Below are 19466 nucleotides of genomic sequence, written 5' to 3'. Positions count from 1 at the left end.
GCGGCCGGAGCGAATCTTCGTGGCAGCTACTATCGCTTGGGTGTCGGACGGCGAACAGGCCAAACCACGACGGCGCCGCGGGCGACGTCGTGGCCGTCGTGCTGCCGGCCCGCCCGACGCCACACCCCCCGCGGCCGAGGTGACCCCGCTGCGTCACAACAACGCTGGCCTGCACCGCGCCCAGGAGCAGCCTAACGGGCAGCGCAAGGCGCAGAAGTCCCGTCCGCGTCGACCCCCGGACCGGCTGCGCACCGTCCACGAAACCTCGGCCGGTGGCCTGGTCGTCGACGGTATCGACGGTCCGAAGGACGATCAGGTCGCGGCGCTGATCGGGCGCATCGACCGACGCGGCCGGATGCTGTGGTCGCTGCCCAAGGGGCACATCGAACTCGGCGAGACCGCAGAGCAGACCGCGATCCGTGAGGTCGCCGAGGAGACCGGTATCCAGGGCAGCGTGCTGGCCGCGCTGGGCAGCATCGACTACTGGTTCGTCACCGAGGGGCGCCGGGTGCACAAGACGGTGCACCACTATCTGATGCGGTTCCTCGGCGGCGAACTGTCCGACGAGGATGTCGAGGTCACCGAGGTGGCCTGGGTGCCGCTGGGTGAGTTGCCGTCGCGGCTGGCCTACGCCGACGAGCGCCGCCTGGCCGAGGTGGCTGGGGAGCTGATCGACCGGCTGCACGCCGACGGGCCTGCCGCGTTGCCGCCGCTGCCGCGCAGTTCGCCGCGGCGACGGGCCCAGACGCATTCGCACACCCGCAACCGACGTCCCGACGAGCGTGCGAAACCTCAGCCCGGCCGGCGGACGAACGGCTGCGGACAGGGGCCGTGACGCGCGCCGCGGCGGTGCCGCGTGAGCGCACCCCGGCGGTGCTCCGCCTGTGGATCGCGGCGCTGACGCGCATCGGCAGCACCGTCCTGCTGCTGGTCCTGTTCGCCGCACCGGTGGTGCTGCCGCGCGCCGCGGCCGGCGAGCCCGGTTCGACGCAGTTCCTCCAGGTGCGCGTCGACCGGGTGACCCCCGAGGTGGTGACCACCACCAGCGAGCCCACCGTCACCGTCACCGGAACCGTGCTCAACGTCGGTGACCGCCCGGTGCGCGACGTGGTGGTGCGTCTGGAGGACGCCGCCGCGGTGACGTCGTCGACGGGGTTGCGCACCAACCTCGCCGGCAACGTCGACCAGTTCGAGGCCGTCGGCGACTTCATCACGTTGACACCGGAACTGAAACGGGGACAACAGGTTCCCTTCGAGCTGTCTTATCCGCTGCGGTCCTCGCAGCGGCCCTCGATGAGCATCGACGAGCCCGGGGTGTACCCGGTGATGGTCAACGTCAACGGCACCCCCGATTACGGTGCGCCCGCACGGCTGGATGACTCGCGGTTCCTGCTGCCGGTGCTCGGGGTGCCGCCCGACGCGACGGCCGACTCCGCAGCCGAGACATTGACCTCGGTGGTGGCACCCGACACCTCCAGCCCGGTGCGGCTGACCCTGCTGTGGCCGATCGCCGACGAACCACGGCTGGCCGCCGGTGCGCCGGGCGGCGCCACCCCGGTCCGGCTGATCGACGACGACCTGGCGACCTCGCTGGCCCCCGGTGGCCGGTTGGACACCTTGCTGTCGGCGATCGAGTTCGCGACCAGCCCCCAGGTCGACCCGGACGGCAAGCTGCGGGCGGCGGCCTGCCTGGCCGTGGACCCCGACCTGCTGGTCACCGTCAACGCGATGACCGGCGGCTACGTCGTCAACACCGGACCCGACGCCGGCCCGGGCACCCCGACCCGGCCCGGCACCGGCCAGCAGGCCGCGGTGGGCTGGCTCAACCGGCTCAAGGCGCTGGCGCAGCGGCTGTGCATCGCCCCGACCACCTACGCGCAGGCCGACCTGGACGCCCTGCGCCGCGTCGGCGATCCCGGGCTCAGCGCGATCGCCACCCACACCGCGGGCGACATCGTCGACCAGATCCTCGGCGCCGCCTCGGTGCGGGGCGCCACCCTCGTCGCCGACGGGCCGCTGACCGGACCCGCGGTGCAACTGCTGTCCGCTCAAGGCCGCACGGTCGCCGTCGCCGCGGCCGACTCCCCCACCACCGACGACGGCTCCGAGGCCGGCGCGCCGACACCGGCGGATCTCACCCCGCAGCGCTACACCCCGCAACTGGTCTCCGCGCCGTTCGACCCGGCCGTCGGCGCCGCGCTGGCCGGTGCGGGCACCGACCCGGTGTCGCCGTCGTATCTCGGTTCGGCCCTTGACATTCCGGTGCAGAACGAGTCCGAGGTGGCCCGGCGGCAGGCCGCGCTGGGCGCGCTGCTGTGGCGCGCGCTGAGCCCGGATACCGCGCCGCGCACCGAGATCCTGATGCCGCCGCTGAACTGGAGCCTGCAGCCCGCCGACGCGCAGGCGGTGTTGACGACGGTGGCCACCGCCATCAACGCCGGGCTGGCCGAGCCGCGGCCGCTGCCCGCGGTGATCGCCGAGGGTAACGCCGTCGCACCAGAACCCGACGCGGCGCTGCCCGACGCCGACCTCGGTAACCGGCAAGCCCGTTTCGACGACGCGGTGGTGTCGGGCATCGCCGCGGTCACCGCACGGCTGTGGGGGCTGACCGCGGCACTGACCACCGATGTGCGCACCGGCCTGACCGGGATGGGCTACACCGCGCCGCTGCGCGAAGACATGCTGCGCGCGCTGAGCCAGTCGGTTCCGCCCACGACGCGCAACGGCCTGGCCCAGCAGCGGCTGACGACCGTGGGACGCACCGTCGAGGACATGTTCCACGCCGTCACCATCGTCAACCCCGGCGGCTCCTACACCCTGGCCACCGAACGCAGCCCGCTTCCGCTGGCGCTGCGCAACGACCTGCCGGTGCCCATCCGGGTCCGGCTGGACATCGACCCGCCGCCCGGCATGACGGTCACCGACATGGGGGTGATCGAGCTGCCGCCGGGCTACCTGCCGCTGCGGGTGCCGATCGAGGTGCACTTCACCCAGCGCGTCGCCGTCGATGTCGCGCTGCGCACCGCCGACGGGCTTCCGCTCGGTGACCAGGTGCGGCTGTCGGTGCACTCCAACGCCTACGGCCAGGTGTTGTTCATCATCACGTTGTCGGCGGGCGCGGTGCTGGTGTTGCTCGCCGGGCGCCGGCTGTGGCACCGGTTCCGCGGCCAGCCCGACCGTGCCGACTTGGATGCCGACCCGCACCGTCCGGATCCGCTCGACGTCGCGCTGCACTACGACGACGACCCCCGCGGTGCGCAGCGCAGCCACGCCGGCGAGGAGACGTGAACACCGCAGGCCGGCCCCGGGTCAACGCCGGGGCACCGCGGCAACCCCCGCCCCGGCTGCCCCGCGGACCCGCACCCCGGCGCGGCGCAGGCCGCCCCGAGCTGACCGACGCCGCGGTGGTGTCGCGGTCGTGGGGTATGGCGGTGGCGACGCTGGTCAGCCGGCTGACCGGGTTCGCGCGCATCGTGCTGCTGGCCACAATCCTGGGCGCCGCGCTGTCCAGCGCCTTCTCGGTGGCCTACCAGCTGCCCAACCTGATCGCCGCGCTGGTGCTGGAGGCCACGTTCACCGCGATCTTCGTGCCGGTGCTGGCCCGCGCCGAGCGCGACGACCCCGACGGCGGCACCGCGTTCGTACGCCGCCTGGTCACGCTGGCGACCGTGCTGTTGCTGATCGCGACCGCGATATCCGTCGCGGCCGCGCCGCAATTGGTGGACCTCATGCTGGGCAGCCACCCCGAGGTGAACCGCGATCTGACAACGGCTTTCGCCTACCTGCTGCTGCCGCAGGTGCTGTTCTACGGGTTGTCGTCGGTGTTCATGGCAATCCTGAACACCCGCAACGTGTTCGGGCCGCCGGCCTGGGCGCCGGTCTGCAACAACCTGGTCGCGCTGGTCACGCTGGGCCTGTACGTGGTTGTGCCCGGCGAGCTTTCGCTCGACCCGGTGCGCATGGGCAACGCGAAGCTGTTGGTGCTCGGGATCGGCATGACCATGGGCACCGTCACCCAGGTGGCGGTGCTGCTGGTGGCCATCCGCCGCGAACGGATCAGCCTGCGCCCGCTGTGGGGTGTCGACGAACGGATGAAGAAGTTCGGCGCGATGGCCGTCGCGATGCTTCTCTACGTGATGATCAGCCAGGTCGGGCTGATCGTCGGGAACCGGATCGCCGCGGGCGCGGCGGCTTCCGGGCCGGCCATCTACAACTACACCTGGCTGGTGTTGCAGCTGCCGTTCGGCATCATCGGGGTGACGGTGCTGACCGTGGTGATGCCGCGGTTGAGCCGCAACGCCGCCGCCAATGACGGCGCCGCGGTGCTGGCGGACCTGTCGTTGGCCACCCGGCTGACGATGGTGACGCTTATCCCGATCGTGGCGATGACGACGGTCGGCGGTCCGGCGATCGGCAGCGCGCTGTTCGCGTACGGCAACTTCGGTGACGTCGACGCCGGCTACCTGGGCATGGCGCTGACCCTCTCGGCATTCACGCTGATCCCGTATGCCCTTGTGCTGCTGCAGCTTCGGGTGTTCTACGCCCGCCAGCAGCCGTGGATACCGATCGTGCTGATCGTGGTGATCACCACCGTCAAGATCATCGGGTCGCTGCTCGCGCCGCACCTGACCGACGACCCCGACCTGGTCGCCGGCTACCTCGGCACCGCCAACGGCCTGGGTTTCCTGGCCGGAGCGACCGTCGGGTACTTCTTACTGCGCGCCGCGCTGGACCCGCCCGGCGGGCGGCTGATCAGCCTGCAGGTGGTGCGCAGCATCCTGGTGACGATCGCGGCGTCCCTGCTGGCCGGGCTGGTCGCCCACGTCGCCGACCAGCTGCTCGGTCTGGAAACCCTCACCCGCAACTGGGGCGGGGCGGGATCGTTGCTGCGGCTGCTGGCGCTCGGCGTGATCATGGTGCCGATCATCGTCGGCGTGCTGCTGGCCGCTCAGGTCCCCGATGCGCAGGCCGCGCTGGCCGCCGTCCGCCGTCGGCTCGGTGGGCGCGCCACGCCGGCGACGGTCCCCGACAAGGCCCGGACAGCGCGTCCGCTCCCGTACCCTGATCAGAGGAATTCGTTCGCGTCAGGGCGCCGGCCCAGCCCGCCGGCCGTCCGTCGCGAACCCCCGGCTGCCACGGCCGGGGACGGGATGCCGAAAGGACCAGCGGTGAGCGACGAACCCGCAGGCGGCACCACGCCCATTCCCGACAGCACCGCCACCACCAAGATCCCGCGGTCGCGGCCCGAGGACTTCCAGCCCGACGTCCCCGCGGGCGACTTCGAGCCCGACGTGGCGGCCCGCGCGGAGACCACCGAGTTCGCCGCCGAGCCGGCCAACGGCACTTCGGCCCCGGTGTCGGGCAGGCCGCCGGCCGACTACGGCGGCGACCCGACCCGCGAGCCGATCGCGTTCGACCCGCCGCGCGAACCCGCCATCGAGGCCGCCACCTCCGACGAAGACGTCCATCTGATCCCCGGGGCGGTCATCGCCGGCGGCCGCTACCGGCTGCTGGTGTTCCACGGCGGCCCGCCCAACCTGCAGTTCTGGCAGGCGCTGGACACCGCGCTGGACCGGCAGGTGGCGCTGACGTTCGTCGACCCCGACGCGACGCTGCCCGACGCGGAGCTGCAGGAGATCCTGTCGCGCACGCTCAAGCTCAGCCGCCTCGACATGCCCGGGGTCGCCCGGGTGCTCGACGTCGCCAACACCGGCTCGGGCGGGCTGGTGGTGTCGGAGTGGATCCGGGGCGGCTCCCTGGCCGAGGTGGCCGACACCTCACCGTCGCCGATCGGCGGCGCCAGGGCCATTCAATCGCTGGCGGCCGCGGCCGAGGCGGCCCACCGCTCCGGTGTCGCGCTGTCGATCGACCACCCCAACCGCGTCCGGGTGAGCATCGAGGGCGATGTGGCGCTGGCCTTCCCCGCGACGCTGCCCGATGCCACCCCCGAAGACGACATCCGCGGCATCGGCGCGGCGCTGTACGCGCTGCTGATCAACCGGTGGCCGCTGCCCGAATCCGGGGTCCGCAGCGGGCTGGCCGCCGCCGAACTCGACGCCGCGGGTCAGCCGGTCGAACCGCGCGCCGTGGACCGCCACATCCCGTTCCAGATCTCGGCGGCCGCGGCGCGGGCCGTGCAGGAGGGCGGCGGCATCCGCAGCGCCCCGACACTGCTGAACCTGCTGCAGCAGGCCACCGCCATCGCCGACCGCACCGAGGTGATCTCCCCGGTCGATGAACCCGCTCCGGCCTCACCGTCGGTCACGGGTGCGCGGCCCACCGACGATCCCGAAGCCATCGCCCGCCGGCGCAAGGCGCTGATGGTCGGGTTGGCCATCGGCGCCGCCATCATCGTGGTGGCGCTGGTGGTGTTGGGGTCGGTGCTGAGCCAGATCTTCGGTGACGTCGGAGGCGGCCTCGGCGGTGACCGGCTGGGCCTCAACGCGCCGACAACAGCCGAAGACGGCGAGACCACATCGTCCGGGGCGACGGTGAAACCCGTTTCGGCGACCGTGTTTTCACCCGAGGGTGAGGCCGACGCGCCCGCGCTGGCCCGGCTCGCCATCGACGGCGACCCCAGCACCGTGTGGCCCATCGACACCTACACCGACCCGGTGCCGTTCCCGAACTTCAAGAACGGTGTCGGGCTCATGCTGCAGTTGCCGCGCCCGACCAGCGTCGGCGAGGTCACCATCGACCTGAACAGCACCGGCACCGAGGTCGAGATCCGCTCGGCGGCCACATCGACGCCGTCGTCGCTGGCCGACACCACGGTGCTGACCCCGGCCACCCCGGTCAAACCCGGCTCCAACACCATCAAGGTGGACAACGCCGCACCGACGTCGAACCTGCTGGTGTGGGTTTCCAAGCTCGGTCAGGTCAACGGCGAGAGCCGTTCGGACATCGCCGAGATCACCGTCAAGGCGGCCGAGTAGCGGCTATCCCCAGCCGGGCAAAGATGTGTCCGAGGATGCCCTCGGCGCCGTTTAGTGTTCGGCTGTGGGGACCTTCGACGGACGGGCCAGACACGATCTCAGCGACGCGGACCTGCTGGCGGCCCATGTGGCCGGTGACCGCTACGCCTTCGAGGCGCTGTTCTACCGCCACCACCGTCAGCTGTACCGGCTCGCGCAGCTCACCAGCCGCAACCCCGAGGACGCCGCCGATGCGCTGCAGGACGCGATGCTGTCCGCGCACCGCAGGGCGCGCACGTTTCGATATGACTGCGCCGTCAGCAGCTGGCTGTACCGCATCGTGGTGAACGCGTGCCTGGATCGACTGCGCCGCAACAAGTCTCACGTCGCCTCTGCGGTGCTTTCCGACGCCTTCCCGGTCGTCGACCCGACCGCGGTGGTGGACACCGCCATCGTGGTGGAACATGCCCTGATGCGGTTGCCGGTCGAACAGCGCGCCGCAGTGGTCGCAGTGGACATGCAGGGCTATTCGGTGGCCGAGACCGCTGACATGCTCGGCGTGCCGGAAGGCACGGTGAAAAGCCGGTGCGCCCGCGCGCGCAGCAAGCTGGCCGATGCGCTCGACTACTTCGACAGCCGCGCGGGCGCACGCTGATTCGGCGCAACCACCACGACCCGGGTTCGGTAGTGGAGACTGGCGGCGATGGACCACGACGACGATCTCGACCCGGCGTCGGCGCGGGTACGCGACGAACTCGCCCGGCTCGGCGAGGACGCGGCGTCGGCCCCCGAAGTGCCCGCCGCGGTCACCGCCCGGGTCGGCGGCGCGCTGCGCGCCGCCGGCGCGGCACCGGCGCACTCGGTGCGACGCCCGCGGCTCGGGCGCATGCAGGTGCTCGCACTGGTCGTCGGTGCCTGCGCCGCGGTGACCGGTGTGGTCATCGGCGTCGCGGTGCTGGCGCACGAGCCGCCGCCGCGGCGCGACGCCGGGCCGACCGCGCGCAGCATCACAGTGTCGGCGCCGACGCGGGACCTCCCGCTGTCCGACGCCGAGATCCTCGCCCTGTTGAACCAGCCGGCGGACTACGGGCCGCTGGCCGATGCGGCGCGGCGGGCGTCCTGCCTGGCCGGGCTCGGCTATCCGGCGGTGACGCCGCTGGGCGCGCGGCCCGTCGACCTCCACGGCCGGTCCGGGGTGCTGATGCTGCTACCGGGCGACACCGCGCAGGCCGTCGTTGCGCTGGTGGTCCAGCCGGACTGCACCGCCGCTGACGGCGGGGTGGTGGCCAGCACGGTGCTCACCCGGCCCTAGCCGGGTCCGCGGGCCTGGTTCGGGGCATCGGGAACACCGGGGCTTAGGCTGGTGTTGGTAAACGTGCCGCCCATTTTCGGCAGAAAGGCGCCCATGACCTCGACATCCCCGGTGCATGACGTGATCGTCATCGGATCCGGCCCGGCCGGCTACACCGCCGCGATCTACGCGGCCCGCGCGCAGCTGTCCCCGCTGGTGTTCGAAGGCACCCAGTTCGGCGGCGCCCTGATGACCACCACCGAGGTGGAGAACTACCCCGGCTTCCGCGAGGGCATCACCGGTCCGGAACTGATGGACGAGATGCGTGAGCAGGCCGTGCGCTTCGGCGCCGATCTGCGCATGGAAGACGTGGAAGCGGTGTCGCTGGACGGGCCGATCAAGACGGTCACCGTCGGCGACGAGACCCACCGGGCACGTGCGGTGATCCTCGCCATGGGCGCCGCCGCACGCCATCTCGGTGTTCCCGGTGAGGAGGCGCTGATCGGCATGGGTGTGAGCACCTGCGCCACCTGCGACGGCTTCTTCTTCCGCGACGAAGACATCGTGGTCGTCGGCGGCGGCGACTCGGCCATGGAGGAAGCTACCTTCCTCACCCGGTTCGCCCGCAGCGTGACGGTCGTGCACCGCCGCGACGAGTTCCGCGCGTCGCGCATCATGCTGGAGCGGGCCCGGGCCAACGAGAAGATCACCTTTGTCACCAACACCGAGGTGCTCGAGGTCGAGGGCAGCCCCAAAGTCAGCGGCGTGCGGCTGCGCAACACCGTCACCGGCGAGGAGTCCAAGCTCGCGGTGACCGGCGTGTTCGTCGCAATCGGCCACGACCCGCGTTCGGAGTTGGTGCGCGGCCAGGTGCACCTCGACGAGGACGGCTACGTGCTGACCCAGGGCCGCACCACCCACACCTCACTGGAAGGCGTGTTCGCCGCGGGCGACCTCGTCGACCGCGTCTACCGGCAGGCCATCACCGCCGCGGGCAGCGGCTGTTCGGCCGCCATCGACGCCGAGCGCTGGCTGGCCGAAATCGGTTCTGTACCAAGCGATGAAGAGACATCCACCCCCGCCTGATTGGAGCGCCACCCATGGCTGAAACCACCCCGTCTGCGACCGTCGCCGTGACCGATGGCTCGTTTTCCACCGACGTGCTGTCCAGCAGCACCCCGGTGCTCGTCGACTTCTGGGCCACGTGGTGCGGCCCGTGCAAGATGGTCGCCCCGGTGCTCGAGGAGATCGCCGCCGAGAAGGCCGGCACGCTCACCGTCGCAAAGATCGACGTCGACGCCAACCCCGCAACCGCACGCGACTTCCAGGTGGTGTCGATCCCGACGTTGATCCTGTTCAAGGACGGCGCCCCGGTGAAGCGCATCGTCGGGGCAAAAGGCAAGGCCGCGCTGCTGCGTGAGCTTGCTGACGTGGTCTAACGCGGTAATCGGACAGCCGGACACCCGCCTGGCGTTTTCTCGATTCCCGCGGGTGTCTGAGACAATGCTGGCTAAGTCCCTGATGCCTCGTCAGCGCGGTGTCGCTCGCTGACGACCGTGATCGAAAGGTCGCCCATGTCGAGTCTGCGTCGCGGTGACCGCGGGGGTGCGGTCACCGAGATCCGGGCTGCGCTGTCCGCGCTCGGCCTGCTCGACAACCCCGACGAAGAGATCACCACCGGTAAGCACGTCGCGGTCGACATGTTCGATGACGAACTCGACCGCGCGGTGCGCGCCTTCCAGCAGCACCGGGGTCTTCTGGTCGACGGTGTCGTCGGCGAAGCGACATACCGTGCGCTCAAAGAAGCCTCGTATCGCCTCGGTGCGCGCACACTCAACCACCAGTTCGGTGCCCCGATGTACGGCGACGACGTGGCCACGTTGCAGGCCCGGCTGCAGGACCTGGGTTTCTACACCGGCCTGGTGGACGGACATTTCGGGCTCGGCACCCATAACGCGTTGGTGTCGTATCAGCGCGAGTACGGCCTGTACCCCGACGGCATCTGCGGCCCGGAAACGTTGCGGTCCTTGTACTTTCTGGGTTCGCGCGTCACCGGTGGTTCTCCGCACGCGATCCGCGAAGAGGAACTGGTGCGCCGGTCCGGGCCACGGCTTTCGGGTAAACGCATCATCATCGACCCAGGCCGCGGCGGTGCCGACCACGGGCTGATCATGCACAGCCCGGACGGACCGATCGGCGAAGCAGACATCCTGTGGGACTTGGCCAGTCGGCTCGAGGGCCGGATGACCGCAATCGGCATGGAGACGTTCCTGTCGCGGCCATCCAACAACTCACCGTCAGACGCTGAACGGGCCGCGACCGCCAACACCGTCGGCGCCGACCTGATGATCAGCCTGCGGTGCGCCACCCAGCCCAGCCCGGCCGCCAACGGCGTCGCCTCCTTCCACTTCGGTAACTCGCACGGATCGGTGTCCACGATCGGCCGCAACCTGGCCGACTTCATTCAACGAGAAGTAGTGGCCCGCACCGGATTACGCGACTGCCGTACGCACGGGCGGACGTGGGATCTGTTGCGGTTGACCAGGATGCCCACCGTTCAGGTCGACGTCGGCTATGTCACCAATCCGCGCGACCGTGACATGCTGGTGTCCACCCAGACCCGCGATTCGATCGCCGAAGGCATCCTGGCCGCGGTCAAACGGCTGTACCTACTCGGCAAAAACGACCGTCCCACAGGCACATTCACGTTCGCCGAACTGCTGGCGCACGAACTTTCCGTCGAACAGGCCGGCCGGGTCAGCCCGACGTGACACCGGGCTCACCCGCTGAAGCGGGCCCCCGCCCCGACGGGCTGCTGCAGCTCCGCGTTCTCCAGTAGCCGCTCCAGGGCCGCTTCCACATCGGCCTTCCAGCCAAGGCCCGGCTCGAGTTCCAGCCGTAGCCGCGGAAAGTACTGGTGCGGCGCGACGACGACGAACCCGGCGTCCTGCAGCATGTCGGTGGACAACACGCATTGGTCCACCGCGCAGTCCCCGAGCACCTCCACCACCGCGCGCAACGACGGCGACACGGCGTCGGGGTCGGCGAGCTCGGCGACGGCGGCGGTGTGACCGAACGCCTCCAACGCGCGCGCCCCCCGACGAACGAGGTCACCGACCACCGCGGCGATCAGGCTACGGGGCAACGCGTCGGCGCCGTCACCGGGTTCCACGCCCAGCGAGGTGAGCAGGACAGCGTCGGCGCTGACCGGTCCGGTCGGGAAGTGGCGGGCCCGTGGCACCGCGGTGGGCGGCGCGTAGAACGCATAGCCCAGACAGGGTTCGTCGCCGCGCAACGGCACCGCGCCATCGTCGGCGCCGTCCCGGCACCGCACCGCGACCTGGGCGCACGCCCCCCATTCGAGCATGACCATCGACAGCCAGGCTTCCTTCTCGAACTCCGGGTCCGACAGCGGGGCGTTACGCACGGGCACAGTGCCGGCACCGGTCTCCAGCGTCGACGGATCGACCTCCCAGTACACGCAACGACGCGCGTGCTTGGGTAACTGCTCGAACGCCTCGAGCCGAAGTGGCGCGATTCGTGCTGACACTAAACTCCCCGAGTTCCACGCGGTGCCCCGATGCACGGCTGCCACTCCAGGATAGAAGGCGGCGCCGCCAAGGGTCCGGGTACTTCGCCATACCCCGGCGTGGGCCGTGGTGGTTTCGAAAGTGGTTGTAGCGCACGAAGATTGGCCGCCGAGGGGCCGTTTCGCAGTTCGCGATCGCCTGTCAGTGTCACAGTGACGTAATTACCGCGGGTGGTAGGTCAGCGCTCTGCCGCGGTCATCAACTCGACGATGCGTTGCAGATCGTCGACCGACCCGAACTCCACCACGATCTTGCCTTTGCGTTTGCCGAGGCTGACCGTGACGCGGGTGTCGAACGCCGTCGACAGCCGCTCAGCAACGTCCTGCAGGCCGGGCATGTGGATGGGCTTGCGCCGCGGCGCCGACGGGGTGCTGTCGTCGGAGCGGTTGGCCAGCGTGACCGCTTCCTCGGTGGCGCGCACGGAGAGACCTTCGGCGACGATGCGCGCGGCCAACTCCTCCTGCTTTTCCGGGCCGCCCTCCAGCGAAAGCAGCGCGCGGGCATGGCCGGCCGACAGCACACCGGCAGCGACCCTGCGCTGCACCGCGATCGGCAGGCGCAGCAGGCGAATCATGTTGGTGATCAACGGTCTTGACCGACCGATGCGGGCGGCCAGTTCGTCGTGGGTGACGCCGAACTCGTCGAGCAGCTGCTGGTAGGCGGCCGCCTCCTCCAACGGGTTCAGCTGCACGCGGTGGATGTTCTCCAGCAGCGCATCCCGCAGCATGCTGTCGTCGGCGGTCTCGCGCACGATTGCGGGAATGGTGTCCAGGCCGGCCTGCTGCACCGCCCGCCAGCGGCGCTCGCCCATGACGAGTTGATAGCGCGGGCTCTCACCGGGCGCGCCGGGCAGCGCGCGCACGACGATCGGCTGCATGAGGCCGAACTCGCGGATGGAGTGGATGAGCTCGGAGAGCGCGTCCTCGTCGAAGACCTGGCGCGGCTGCTTCGGGTTGGGCTCGATGGCGCTCGGGTCGATCTCGCGGTACACCGCGCCCACGTCGCCGGTACCCGCACCGTCGCCGTCGCCCGATCCGCCCCCGATGACGACGTCGGCGGCCGCGTCGCCCATCCGCGGGCCGTACGACGACTTGTCGCCGTCGGCGGGTCCGGTCGGGATGAGCGAAGCCAGCCCGCGGCCCAGGCCGCTGCGCTTGCGTGTCGGTTGGGTCATTGCCTCTCCCCTGCTCTCCGAGTGTGGGCCGGTTTCGCGCGCGCTCACCGGTCCTGCCCGGGGTGGCCCCGTTGGGCGATCTCGCGGCTCGCGTCCAGATAGCTCATCGCGCCCCGCGAGCCCGGGTCGTAATCGAGGATCGTCATCCCGTAACCGGGTGCCTCGGAGACCTTGACGCTGCGCGGGATGACGGTCCGCAACACCTTATCGCCGAAGTGGGCCCGCACATCGGCGGCGACCTGATCGGCGAGTTTGGTTCGTCCGTCGTACATCGTGAGCACCACGGTGGTGACGTCGAGCTGCGGATTCAGGTGTGCCTTGACCATCTCGATGTTGCGCAGCAGCTGGCCCACCCCTTCCAGGGCGTAGTACTCGCACTGAATCGGGATGAGCACCTCGGGCGCGGCGACGAGCGCGTTGATGGTGAGCAGCCCCAACGAGGGTGGGCAGTCGATGAAGACGTAGTCGAAGTCGTAGTCCTTGAGCTCGGCCAGCGCGGTGCGCAGCCGGCCCTCGCGAGCCACCATGCTGACGAGTTCGATCTCCGCGCCGGCGAGGTCGATGGTGGCCGGGACGCAGTACAGCCGTTCGTTGTGTGGGCTGCGCTGCAGCGCCGCCTGCAACGGAATCTCCCCGATCAACACCTCGTATGAGGACGGCGTGCCCGGCCGGTGTTCGATGCCCAGCGCGGTGCTGGCATTGCCCTGGGGGTCAAGGTCGATGACCAACGTGTTGAGCCCCTGCAGCGCGAGCGCCGCGGCGACGTTGACGGCGGTGGTCGTCTTACCCACGCCACCCTTCTGGTTGGCGATCGTGAAGACCCGTTGGCGTGCCGGGCGGGGTAGGTCTCCTTTGGTGGCGGCGTGCAGCAGTCGTACCGCACGCTCGGCCTCGGCGCCGATCGGGGTGTCGACCGCCGCGGCCTCGCCCCAGTCCTCTGCCGGCGGCGTGGAGGGGTCCCATGTTTCACGTGAAACCTCCGTCGACGCGTTCGATGTTTCACGTGAAACATCGGCGGCGTCGGCAGCGGAAGCCCGGGCGGCGCCGGTGCCCGCCGGGCCGCGGCCGTCGCGCTCAGGAACCGAACTCATCCTCTTCTCCTGCCCGTCGAGCGATGTGCCTTCGGAGTGCGTCGCCGCGCCACCACGACGGTCGCGGGTGGATCCAAGAAAGCCGCGCCACATTGCATCACCCTTACATCGGCTGCACCCAGTGCAGTCATCACACGCCGGTGGTCGCGGACCTCCCCTTCGGCCCGCTCCCCCTTGATCGCCAGCATCGCGCCGTCGGCGCGCAGCAGTGGCATGCTCCACTTCGTGAGCTTGTCCAGCGAGGCCACCGCCCGCGACACCACGGCGTCCATCTCGCCCACCTGTCGCCGGATGGCCGGGTCCTCGGCCCTGCCCCGCACCACCGTCACGTCGAGCGCCAACTCATCGATCACCTCGCCAAGGAACTCGCTGCGCCGCAGCAGGGGTTCGATGAGCGTCACCCGCAGATCCGGCCGGGCCAACGCCAACGGTATCCCCGGCAGCCCGGCCCCGCTGCCGATGTCCCCGACCCTGGCATCCGTCTCGAGCAGTTCGGCGATCGCCACGCTGTTGAGCAGATGCCGCTCCCACAGCCGGTCGACCTCGCGGGGTCCGATCAGGCCCCGTTCCACCCCGGCGCCGGCGAGCAGCTCGGCGTAGCGCTGCGCCCGGTCGAGTGCCCCTCCGAACAAGGCCTCGGCGGCCGGTGGGGCCGCCGACACCTCGCTATGTTTCACGTGAAACATCCTCCGGATCCCCGCGCCTGCCGACCGCCGATCGAACTACATCGATGTAACTCTGGGGTCAGTCGAGCAGCACCACGACGCGGCGCGACGGCTCGACGCCCTCGCTCTCGCTGTGCACACCGTCCACCGCGGCGACCGCGTCGTGCACGATCTTGCGCTCGAACGGCGTCATCGGCGCAAGCTCCTCGCGCTCCCCGGTCTCGAGCACCCGGCGGGCCACCTTGTCGCCCAGCGCCGACAACTCGTCGCGGCGGCGCCGGCGCCAGCGCGCGATGTCCAGCATGAGCCGGCTGCGCTCCCCGGTCTTCTGGTGTACCGCGAGCCGGGTCAGTTCCTGAAGCGCATCGAGCACCTCGCCCTTGCGGCCGACCAGCTTGCTCAGATCCCCGCCGCCGTCGATGCTGACGATCGCCCGGTCCCCCTCCACGTCCAGATCGATGTCGCCGTCGAAGTCGAGCAGATCCAGAAGCTCCTCGAGATAGTCGCCGGCGATCTCGCCCTCCGCGACCAAGCGCTCCTCCAGATCGTCCTCGACAGCCGGTGCCGCGGTCTCGCCGCTGTCCTGCTCGCCGGTCAACTCCTCGTCGCGCTCGGTCGTCTCAGCGTCCGTCATGACTGTGTCTCTCCTCATTCCACCGGTGCCGGACCGGTCAACGTTTCCGCTTCTTTGGACGCGCGCCCGGCCGCGGTGTGGCTCCCGGCCGCGGCGCGCGGTTGTTCGTTCCCGATGTGGATTTACGTGCAGTGGTGCTCGTCGGCTTCGCCGCGCCCGTGTCGTCGCCACCGGTCGCGGTGTCCGCTTCGTCTTCGCCGACCGACCCGTCCGCGCCGCCGTCGCTCTCCGCACTGGCCGTCGCGGTCGCCTGCGCGGCCGCCGCCTGACCCTTGCGGGCCCGCTTCGGCTTGGCCCCCGGCGGCGGTGCGTTCTGCGCGCGGCGCTCCAGCGCCTCCTGCTTCTTGGCTTCTTCTTCCTTCTCGATCTTGCCGAACACGTAGTGCTGCTGACCGAAGGTCCAGATGTTGTTGGCAAGCCAGTACATGATGATCGCCAGCGGCAGGAACGGCCCGCCGACGACGACGCCGAGCGGGAACACGTACAGCGCCAACTTGTTCATCAACGCGGTCTGCGGGTTGGCCGCGGCCTCGGGGCTCTGCCGCGCCACCGACGCCCGGCTGTTGAAGTACGTCGCGACGCCGGCCAGGATCATGATCGGCACCCCGACCGCGATCACCGCTCCGCGGTTGAACACGGTGAATGCGTCCAACCCGGTGTTCTGGATCATCCACGCACCGATGGGGGCGCCGAACAGGTTGGCGTCCAGAAAGTGCCCGACATCGGTGGCGCTGAAGACGTAGTTGGCCAGCGTGCGGTTCACCTCGGGATCGAGGTGCTGTGCGCCGATGCCGTAGCCGCCGGTCCGGTTGAAGGACCGCAGCACGTGAAACAGCCCGATGAACACCGGGATCTGCGCCAGCATCGGCAGGCAGCCCAGAATCGGGTTGAAGCCGTGTTCCTTCTGCAGCTTCTGCATCTCCAGCGCCATCCGCTGGCGGTCCTTGCCGTACTTCTTCTGCAGCGCCTTGATCTGCGGCTGCAGCTCCTGCATCTGGCGGGTGGTGCGGATCTGTTTGACGAACGGTTTATAGAGGATCGCGCGCAGCGTGAAGACCAGGAACATCACCGACAGCGCCCAGGCGAAGAAGTTCGACGGCCCCAACAGGAAGCCGAACAGCTTGTACCAGACCCACATGATCGCCGACACCGGGTAATAGATGATGTCGAGGCTGAACCAATTAAACACGCGTCTCGCTTCCTGATCGCAATGCCGGGCCTTCACCGCTGGGGGTGGAAGTGTCCCGATCCGCTGGGTACTCGCCCGAGTGCGCACATCCTTCGTGCGGGCCGGCCCCGCGCTCCGGTATCGGGTCCCATCCTCCCTTATGCCACGGTCCACATTTCAGCAGCCGGACCACCGCCAACCAGCCTCCCTTGACGAGGCCGTACTCGGCCAACGCCTCCACGGCGTACTGGCTGCAGGTCGGCATGAAGCGGCAGGTGGGCAACCGCAGGGGCGAGACCATGTTCCGGTAGAGCTGGATGACGAAGATGACGCCGCGCGCGGCGGAACCGGCTTTCACCGTCGCGCTCCGCTCTTGGGCCTGCTGCGCCGCAGCGCCGACCGCAGCTCCTGTTCCAGCCGCGCCGAGATCGCATGCCTGCTGCTGGGCATCGCGCGGATCACCACCCGATCGGACGGGTCGAGTTCATCGATCACCGCACGGGCCACGTGTCGCAACCGGCGGGCCACCCGATGTCGTTGCACTGCGCTACCAACCGATTTCGAAACCACCAGCCCGATCTTCGGGCCGTCCTCGGCCCCATTGTCCGCACGCAACGTGTGCACGACCAGATCGGGCTGCACCGTGCGCACACCGCGGCTGACCGTCGTCCCGAATTCGGTCGACCGCGTCATCCGGTACCGCGCCGGAAGCACCGCGCTAGATCCTGCGTCGCGTTACGCAGACAGTGCGCGACGGCCCTTGCGCCGCCGGTTCGACACGATCGCCCGGCCGGCCCGGGTCCGCATCCGCAGCCGGAAGCCATGCACCCGTGCCCGGCGCCGGTTGTTCGGCTGAAAAGTCCGCTTGCCCTTGGCCACGGCTCTATCTCCTTGTTGCGTCTTGCAACCGCAGCCCACACCGATCGACGATCGCGATCGTGGACGCGGTTGCCGTTGGTAAGCTCGCCCGTCTCGGTTAACCGGCGCGGTCCCCCATAAACGCTGGGTCGCAGCCGTGTCGCCACGTGCGGGCGACTGTTCGAGGGTACTGACGAGTTTTGCCTGGGTCAAACCTCGTCCCGGACCCCCGCTGACCGTCACATACGTCACAGCTGTCTCGCCGCAGCGCAGGCCGAAAAGTCGCGCCCGGCAATGTCGCCGAACGGTTGGCACCCGGCTAGAAAACTGTTAGCTTCTGCCAAGGCCGATTCGATAACGAAACGGCGACAGACAACGAAATGAGGATGGCCGAAAAGTCGCGAGCCCACAGCACGCACCACGACTGTGACGAGCCCCGGCCAGTGCCTTCCTCACCGGCAGACAACAGAGCGGCGGCGATTGTCCGTTATCCACAACCTGTGGATAAGTTTGTGGACAGTTCGTCTTCGTTCATTTGGTCGTCCCAGGCGTCGACCTCGAGGGGGTACTAGTCATTGACAGCGGACCCCGATCCCCCGTTCGTTTCGGTGTGGAACACCGTCGTTGCCGAACTCAACGGCGAATCTCCGCCAGCCGGCGTCGCCAACGGTGAATCGACCATCCCGACCCTCACCCCCCAGCAAAGGGCTTGGCTGAAACTCGTCAAACCGCTCGTCATCACCGAGGGGTTTGCTCTGCTGTCGGTGCCGACCCCGTTTGTGCAAAACGAGATCGAACGGCACCTGCGCGAGCCGATCATCACCGCGCTCAGCCGCCAGCTCGGCCAGCGCATCGAACTCGGTGTCCGCATCGCCGCGGCCGCCGACGAAGCCGACGACGGCCCGGGCGGATTTGCGCCCCCTGCCCAGGCGCCGGTCCTGGAACCCGACGAGGTCGACGAGGTCTCCGAAGCCCTCGCTAGCGCAGAAGAGAGCTGGCCGACCTACTTCGCCAACCGGGCGCTCAACCCCACCACCGACGAGGAAGCCGCGGTCAACCTCAACCGCCGCTACACCTTCGAGACCTTTGTCATCGGGGCGTCCAACCGGTTCGCCCACGCTGCCACGCTCGCCATCGCCGAGGCGCCCGCCCGCGCCTACAACCCGCTGTTCATCTGGGGTGAGTCCGGGCTGGGCAAAACCCATCTGCTGCATGCCGCGGGTAACTACGCGCAGCGCCTGTTTCCCGGGATGCGGGTCAAGTACGTGTCGACCGAGGAATTCACGAACGACTTCATCAACTCCCTGCGCGATGACCGCAAGGCGTCGTTCAAACGCAGTTACCGCGACATCGACGTCCTGCTGGTCGACGACATCCAGTTCATCGAGGGGAAAGAAGGTATCCAGGAAGAGTTCTTCCATACCTTCAACACCCTGCACAACGCCAATAAGCAGATCGTCATCTCCTCAGACCGGCCGCCCAAACAGCTGGCCACCCTCGAAGACCGGTTGCGCACCCGGTTCGAGTGGGGCTTGATCACCGACGTTCAGCCCCCCGAACTGGAAACCCGCATCGCGATCCTGCGCAAGAAAGCGCAGATGGATCGCCTCGACGTGCCCGATGACGTGCTCGAGCTCATCGCCAGCAGCATCGAACGCAACATCCGCGAACTCGAGGGCGCGCTCATCCGGGTCACCGCATTCGCCTCGCTGAACAAGACCCGCATCGACCGGTCGCTGGCCGAGGTCGTCCTGCGCGACCTGATCTCCGATGCCAGCACCATGCAGATCAGCACCGCGGCGATCATGGCCGCCACCGCCGAGTACTTCGAGACCACCGTCGAAGAGCTGCGTGGCCCCGGAAAAACCCGTGCGCTGGCCCAGTCGCGCCAGATCGCGATGTATTTGTGCCGCGAGCTCACCGACCTGTCGCTGCCCAAGATCGGGCAGGCGTTCGGCCGCGATCACACCACAGTGATGTACGCGGAGAAGAAGATTCGTGCGGAGATGGCCGAACGCCGCGAGGTGTTCGATCACGTCAAGGAACTCACCACCCGGATCCGGCAGCGCTCCAAGCGCTGA

At 69.4% G+C, this 19466-nt stretch carries 18 protein-coding genes; 9 read left to right on the top strand and 9 right to left on the bottom strand.

Going from position 1 to position 19466, the window contains the following annotated elements:
* Positions 1 to 40: 40 nt before the first annotated feature.
* From K3U96_RS00090 to K3U96_RS00055, 8 genes are all read left to right on the top strand, one after another.
* On the top strand, positions 41 to 835 hold the full coding sequence (locus tag K3U96_RS00090) for an NUDIX hydrolase (protein ID WP_069406489.1): 795 nt from the start codon (positions 41 to 43) through the stop codon (positions 833 to 835).
* Positions 832 to 3288, top strand: coding sequence for a hypothetical protein (locus K3U96_RS00085; protein ID WP_372514985.1), 2457 nt, complete (start codon positions 832 to 834; stop codon positions 3286 to 3288). The genes K3U96_RS00090 and K3U96_RS00085 overlap by 4 nt, the downstream gene beginning before the upstream one ends.
* On the top strand, positions 3285 to 6935 hold the full coding sequence (gene murJ / locus K3U96_RS00080; protein WP_220691678.1) for a murein biosynthesis integral membrane protein MurJ: 3651 nt from the start codon (positions 3285 to 3287) through the stop codon (positions 6933 to 6935). Before K3U96_RS00085 ends, murJ begins: the two co-directional genes overlap by 4 nt.
* 64 nt (positions 6936 to 6999) lie before the next feature.
* Positions 7000 to 7569: an RNA polymerase sigma factor SigM gene (gene sigM / locus K3U96_RS00075; protein ID WP_220691677.1), complete on the top strand. Its 570-nt coding sequence runs from the start codon at positions 7000 to 7002 to the stop codon at positions 7567 to 7569.
* A gap of 48 nt (positions 7570 to 7617) precedes the next feature.
* Positions 7618 to 8226 (top strand): RsmA family anti-sigma factor, encoded by a 609-nt coding sequence (locus tag K3U96_RS00070; RefSeq protein ID WP_220691676.1) that lies wholly within the window; start codon positions 7618 to 7620, stop codon positions 8224 to 8226.
* Positions 8227 to 8319: 93 nt separating this feature from the next.
* Positions 8320 to 9291: a thioredoxin-disulfide reductase gene (trxB, locus tag K3U96_RS00065; protein WP_069404649.1), complete on the top strand. Its 972-nt coding sequence runs from the start codon at positions 8320 to 8322 to the stop codon at positions 9289 to 9291.
* A 14-nt stretch (positions 9292 to 9305) separates the two neighbouring features.
* Positions 9306 to 9644: a thioredoxin gene (gene trxA, locus K3U96_RS00060; protein WP_069404648.1), complete on the top strand. Its 339-nt coding sequence runs from the start codon at positions 9306 to 9308 to the stop codon at positions 9642 to 9644.
* 135 nt (positions 9645 to 9779) lie between these two features.
* Complete coding sequence (locus K3U96_RS00055) at positions 9780 to 10976, top strand: N-acetylmuramoyl-L-alanine amidase (RefSeq protein WP_069404647.1); 1197 nt, start codon at positions 9780 to 9782, stop codon at positions 10974 to 10976.
* Positions 10977 to 10984: 8 nt separating this feature from the next.
* Here K3U96_RS00055 and K3U96_RS00050 read toward each other — a convergent pair whose 3' ends face one another.
* The 9 genes from K3U96_RS00050 to rpmH form a co-directional block, all read right to left on the bottom strand.
* Positions 10985 to 11755, bottom strand: a complete 771-nt coding sequence (locus K3U96_RS00050) for an acetyltransferase (RefSeq protein WP_220691675.1) — start codon at positions 11753 to 11755, stop codon at positions 10985 to 10987.
* A 218-nt stretch (positions 11756 to 11973) separates the two neighbouring features.
* Positions 11974 to 12969 carry a ParB/RepB/Spo0J family partition protein gene (locus K3U96_RS00045; RefSeq protein WP_069404645.1) on the bottom strand — a complete coding sequence of 332 codons (996 nt, stop codon included), beginning with the start codon at positions 12967 to 12969 and terminating at the stop codon, positions 11974 to 11976.
* Positions 12970 to 13013: 44 nt separating this feature from the next.
* Positions 13014 to 14060 carry a ParA family protein gene (locus K3U96_RS00040; RefSeq protein WP_230982310.1) on the bottom strand — a complete coding sequence of 349 codons (1047 nt, stop codon included), beginning with the start codon at positions 14058 to 14060 and terminating at the stop codon, positions 13014 to 13016.
* The gene (rsmG, locus tag K3U96_RS00035) at positions 14057 to 14737 is read right to left on the bottom strand and encodes a 16S rRNA (guanine(527)-N(7))-methyltransferase RsmG (protein ID WP_230982309.1); all 681 of its coding nucleotides are present in this window, start codon (positions 14735 to 14737) and stop codon (positions 14057 to 14059) included. The genes K3U96_RS00040 and rsmG overlap by 4 nt, the downstream gene beginning before the upstream one ends.
* A 67-nt stretch (positions 14738 to 14804) precedes the next feature.
* On the bottom strand, positions 14805 to 15359 hold the full coding sequence (locus K3U96_RS00030; protein WP_220691673.1) for a Jag family protein: 555 nt from the start codon (positions 15357 to 15359) through the stop codon (positions 14805 to 14807).
* Between the two features lie 37 nt (positions 15360 to 15396).
* Positions 15397 to 16548: a membrane protein insertase YidC gene (gene yidC / locus K3U96_RS00025; protein WP_220693326.1), complete on the bottom strand. Its 1152-nt coding sequence runs from the start codon at positions 16546 to 16548 to the stop codon at positions 15397 to 15399.
* On the bottom strand, positions 16541 to 16828 hold the full coding sequence (yidD, locus tag K3U96_RS00020) for a membrane protein insertion efficiency factor YidD (protein ID WP_220693327.1): 288 nt from the start codon (positions 16826 to 16828) through the stop codon (positions 16541 to 16543). The genes yidC and yidD overlap by 8 nt, the downstream gene beginning before the upstream one ends.
* A 53-nt stretch (positions 16829 to 16881) precedes the next feature.
* Positions 16882 to 17241 carry a ribonuclease P protein component gene (rnpA, locus tag K3U96_RS00015; protein ID WP_069404639.1) on the bottom strand — a complete coding sequence of 120 codons (360 nt, stop codon included), beginning with the start codon at positions 17239 to 17241 and terminating at the stop codon, positions 16882 to 16884.
* A 21-nt stretch (positions 17242 to 17262) separates the two neighbouring features.
* Positions 17263 to 17406 carry a 50S ribosomal protein L34 gene (gene rpmH / locus K3U96_RS00010; RefSeq protein ID WP_082933415.1) on the bottom strand — a complete coding sequence of 48 codons (144 nt, stop codon included), beginning with the start codon at positions 17404 to 17406 and terminating at the stop codon, positions 17263 to 17265.
* A gap of 554 nt (positions 17407 to 17960) precedes the next feature.
* Between rpmH and dnaA the strand changes: the two genes are divergently transcribed.
* On the top strand, positions 17961 to 19466 hold the full coding sequence (gene dnaA / locus K3U96_RS00005) for a chromosomal replication initiator protein DnaA (RefSeq protein ID WP_220691672.1): 1506 nt from the start codon (positions 17961 to 17963) through the stop codon (positions 19464 to 19466).

It is taken from the genome of Mycolicibacterium holsaticum DSM 44478 = JCM 12374 (assembly GCF_019645835.1).
Classification (GTDB): Bacteria; Actinomycetota; Actinomycetes; order Mycobacteriales; family Mycobacteriaceae; genus Mycobacterium; species Mycobacterium holsaticum.
Note: the sequence above shows the minus strand (reverse complement) of the source record. Positions and strands in the feature narration are given on the sequence as shown.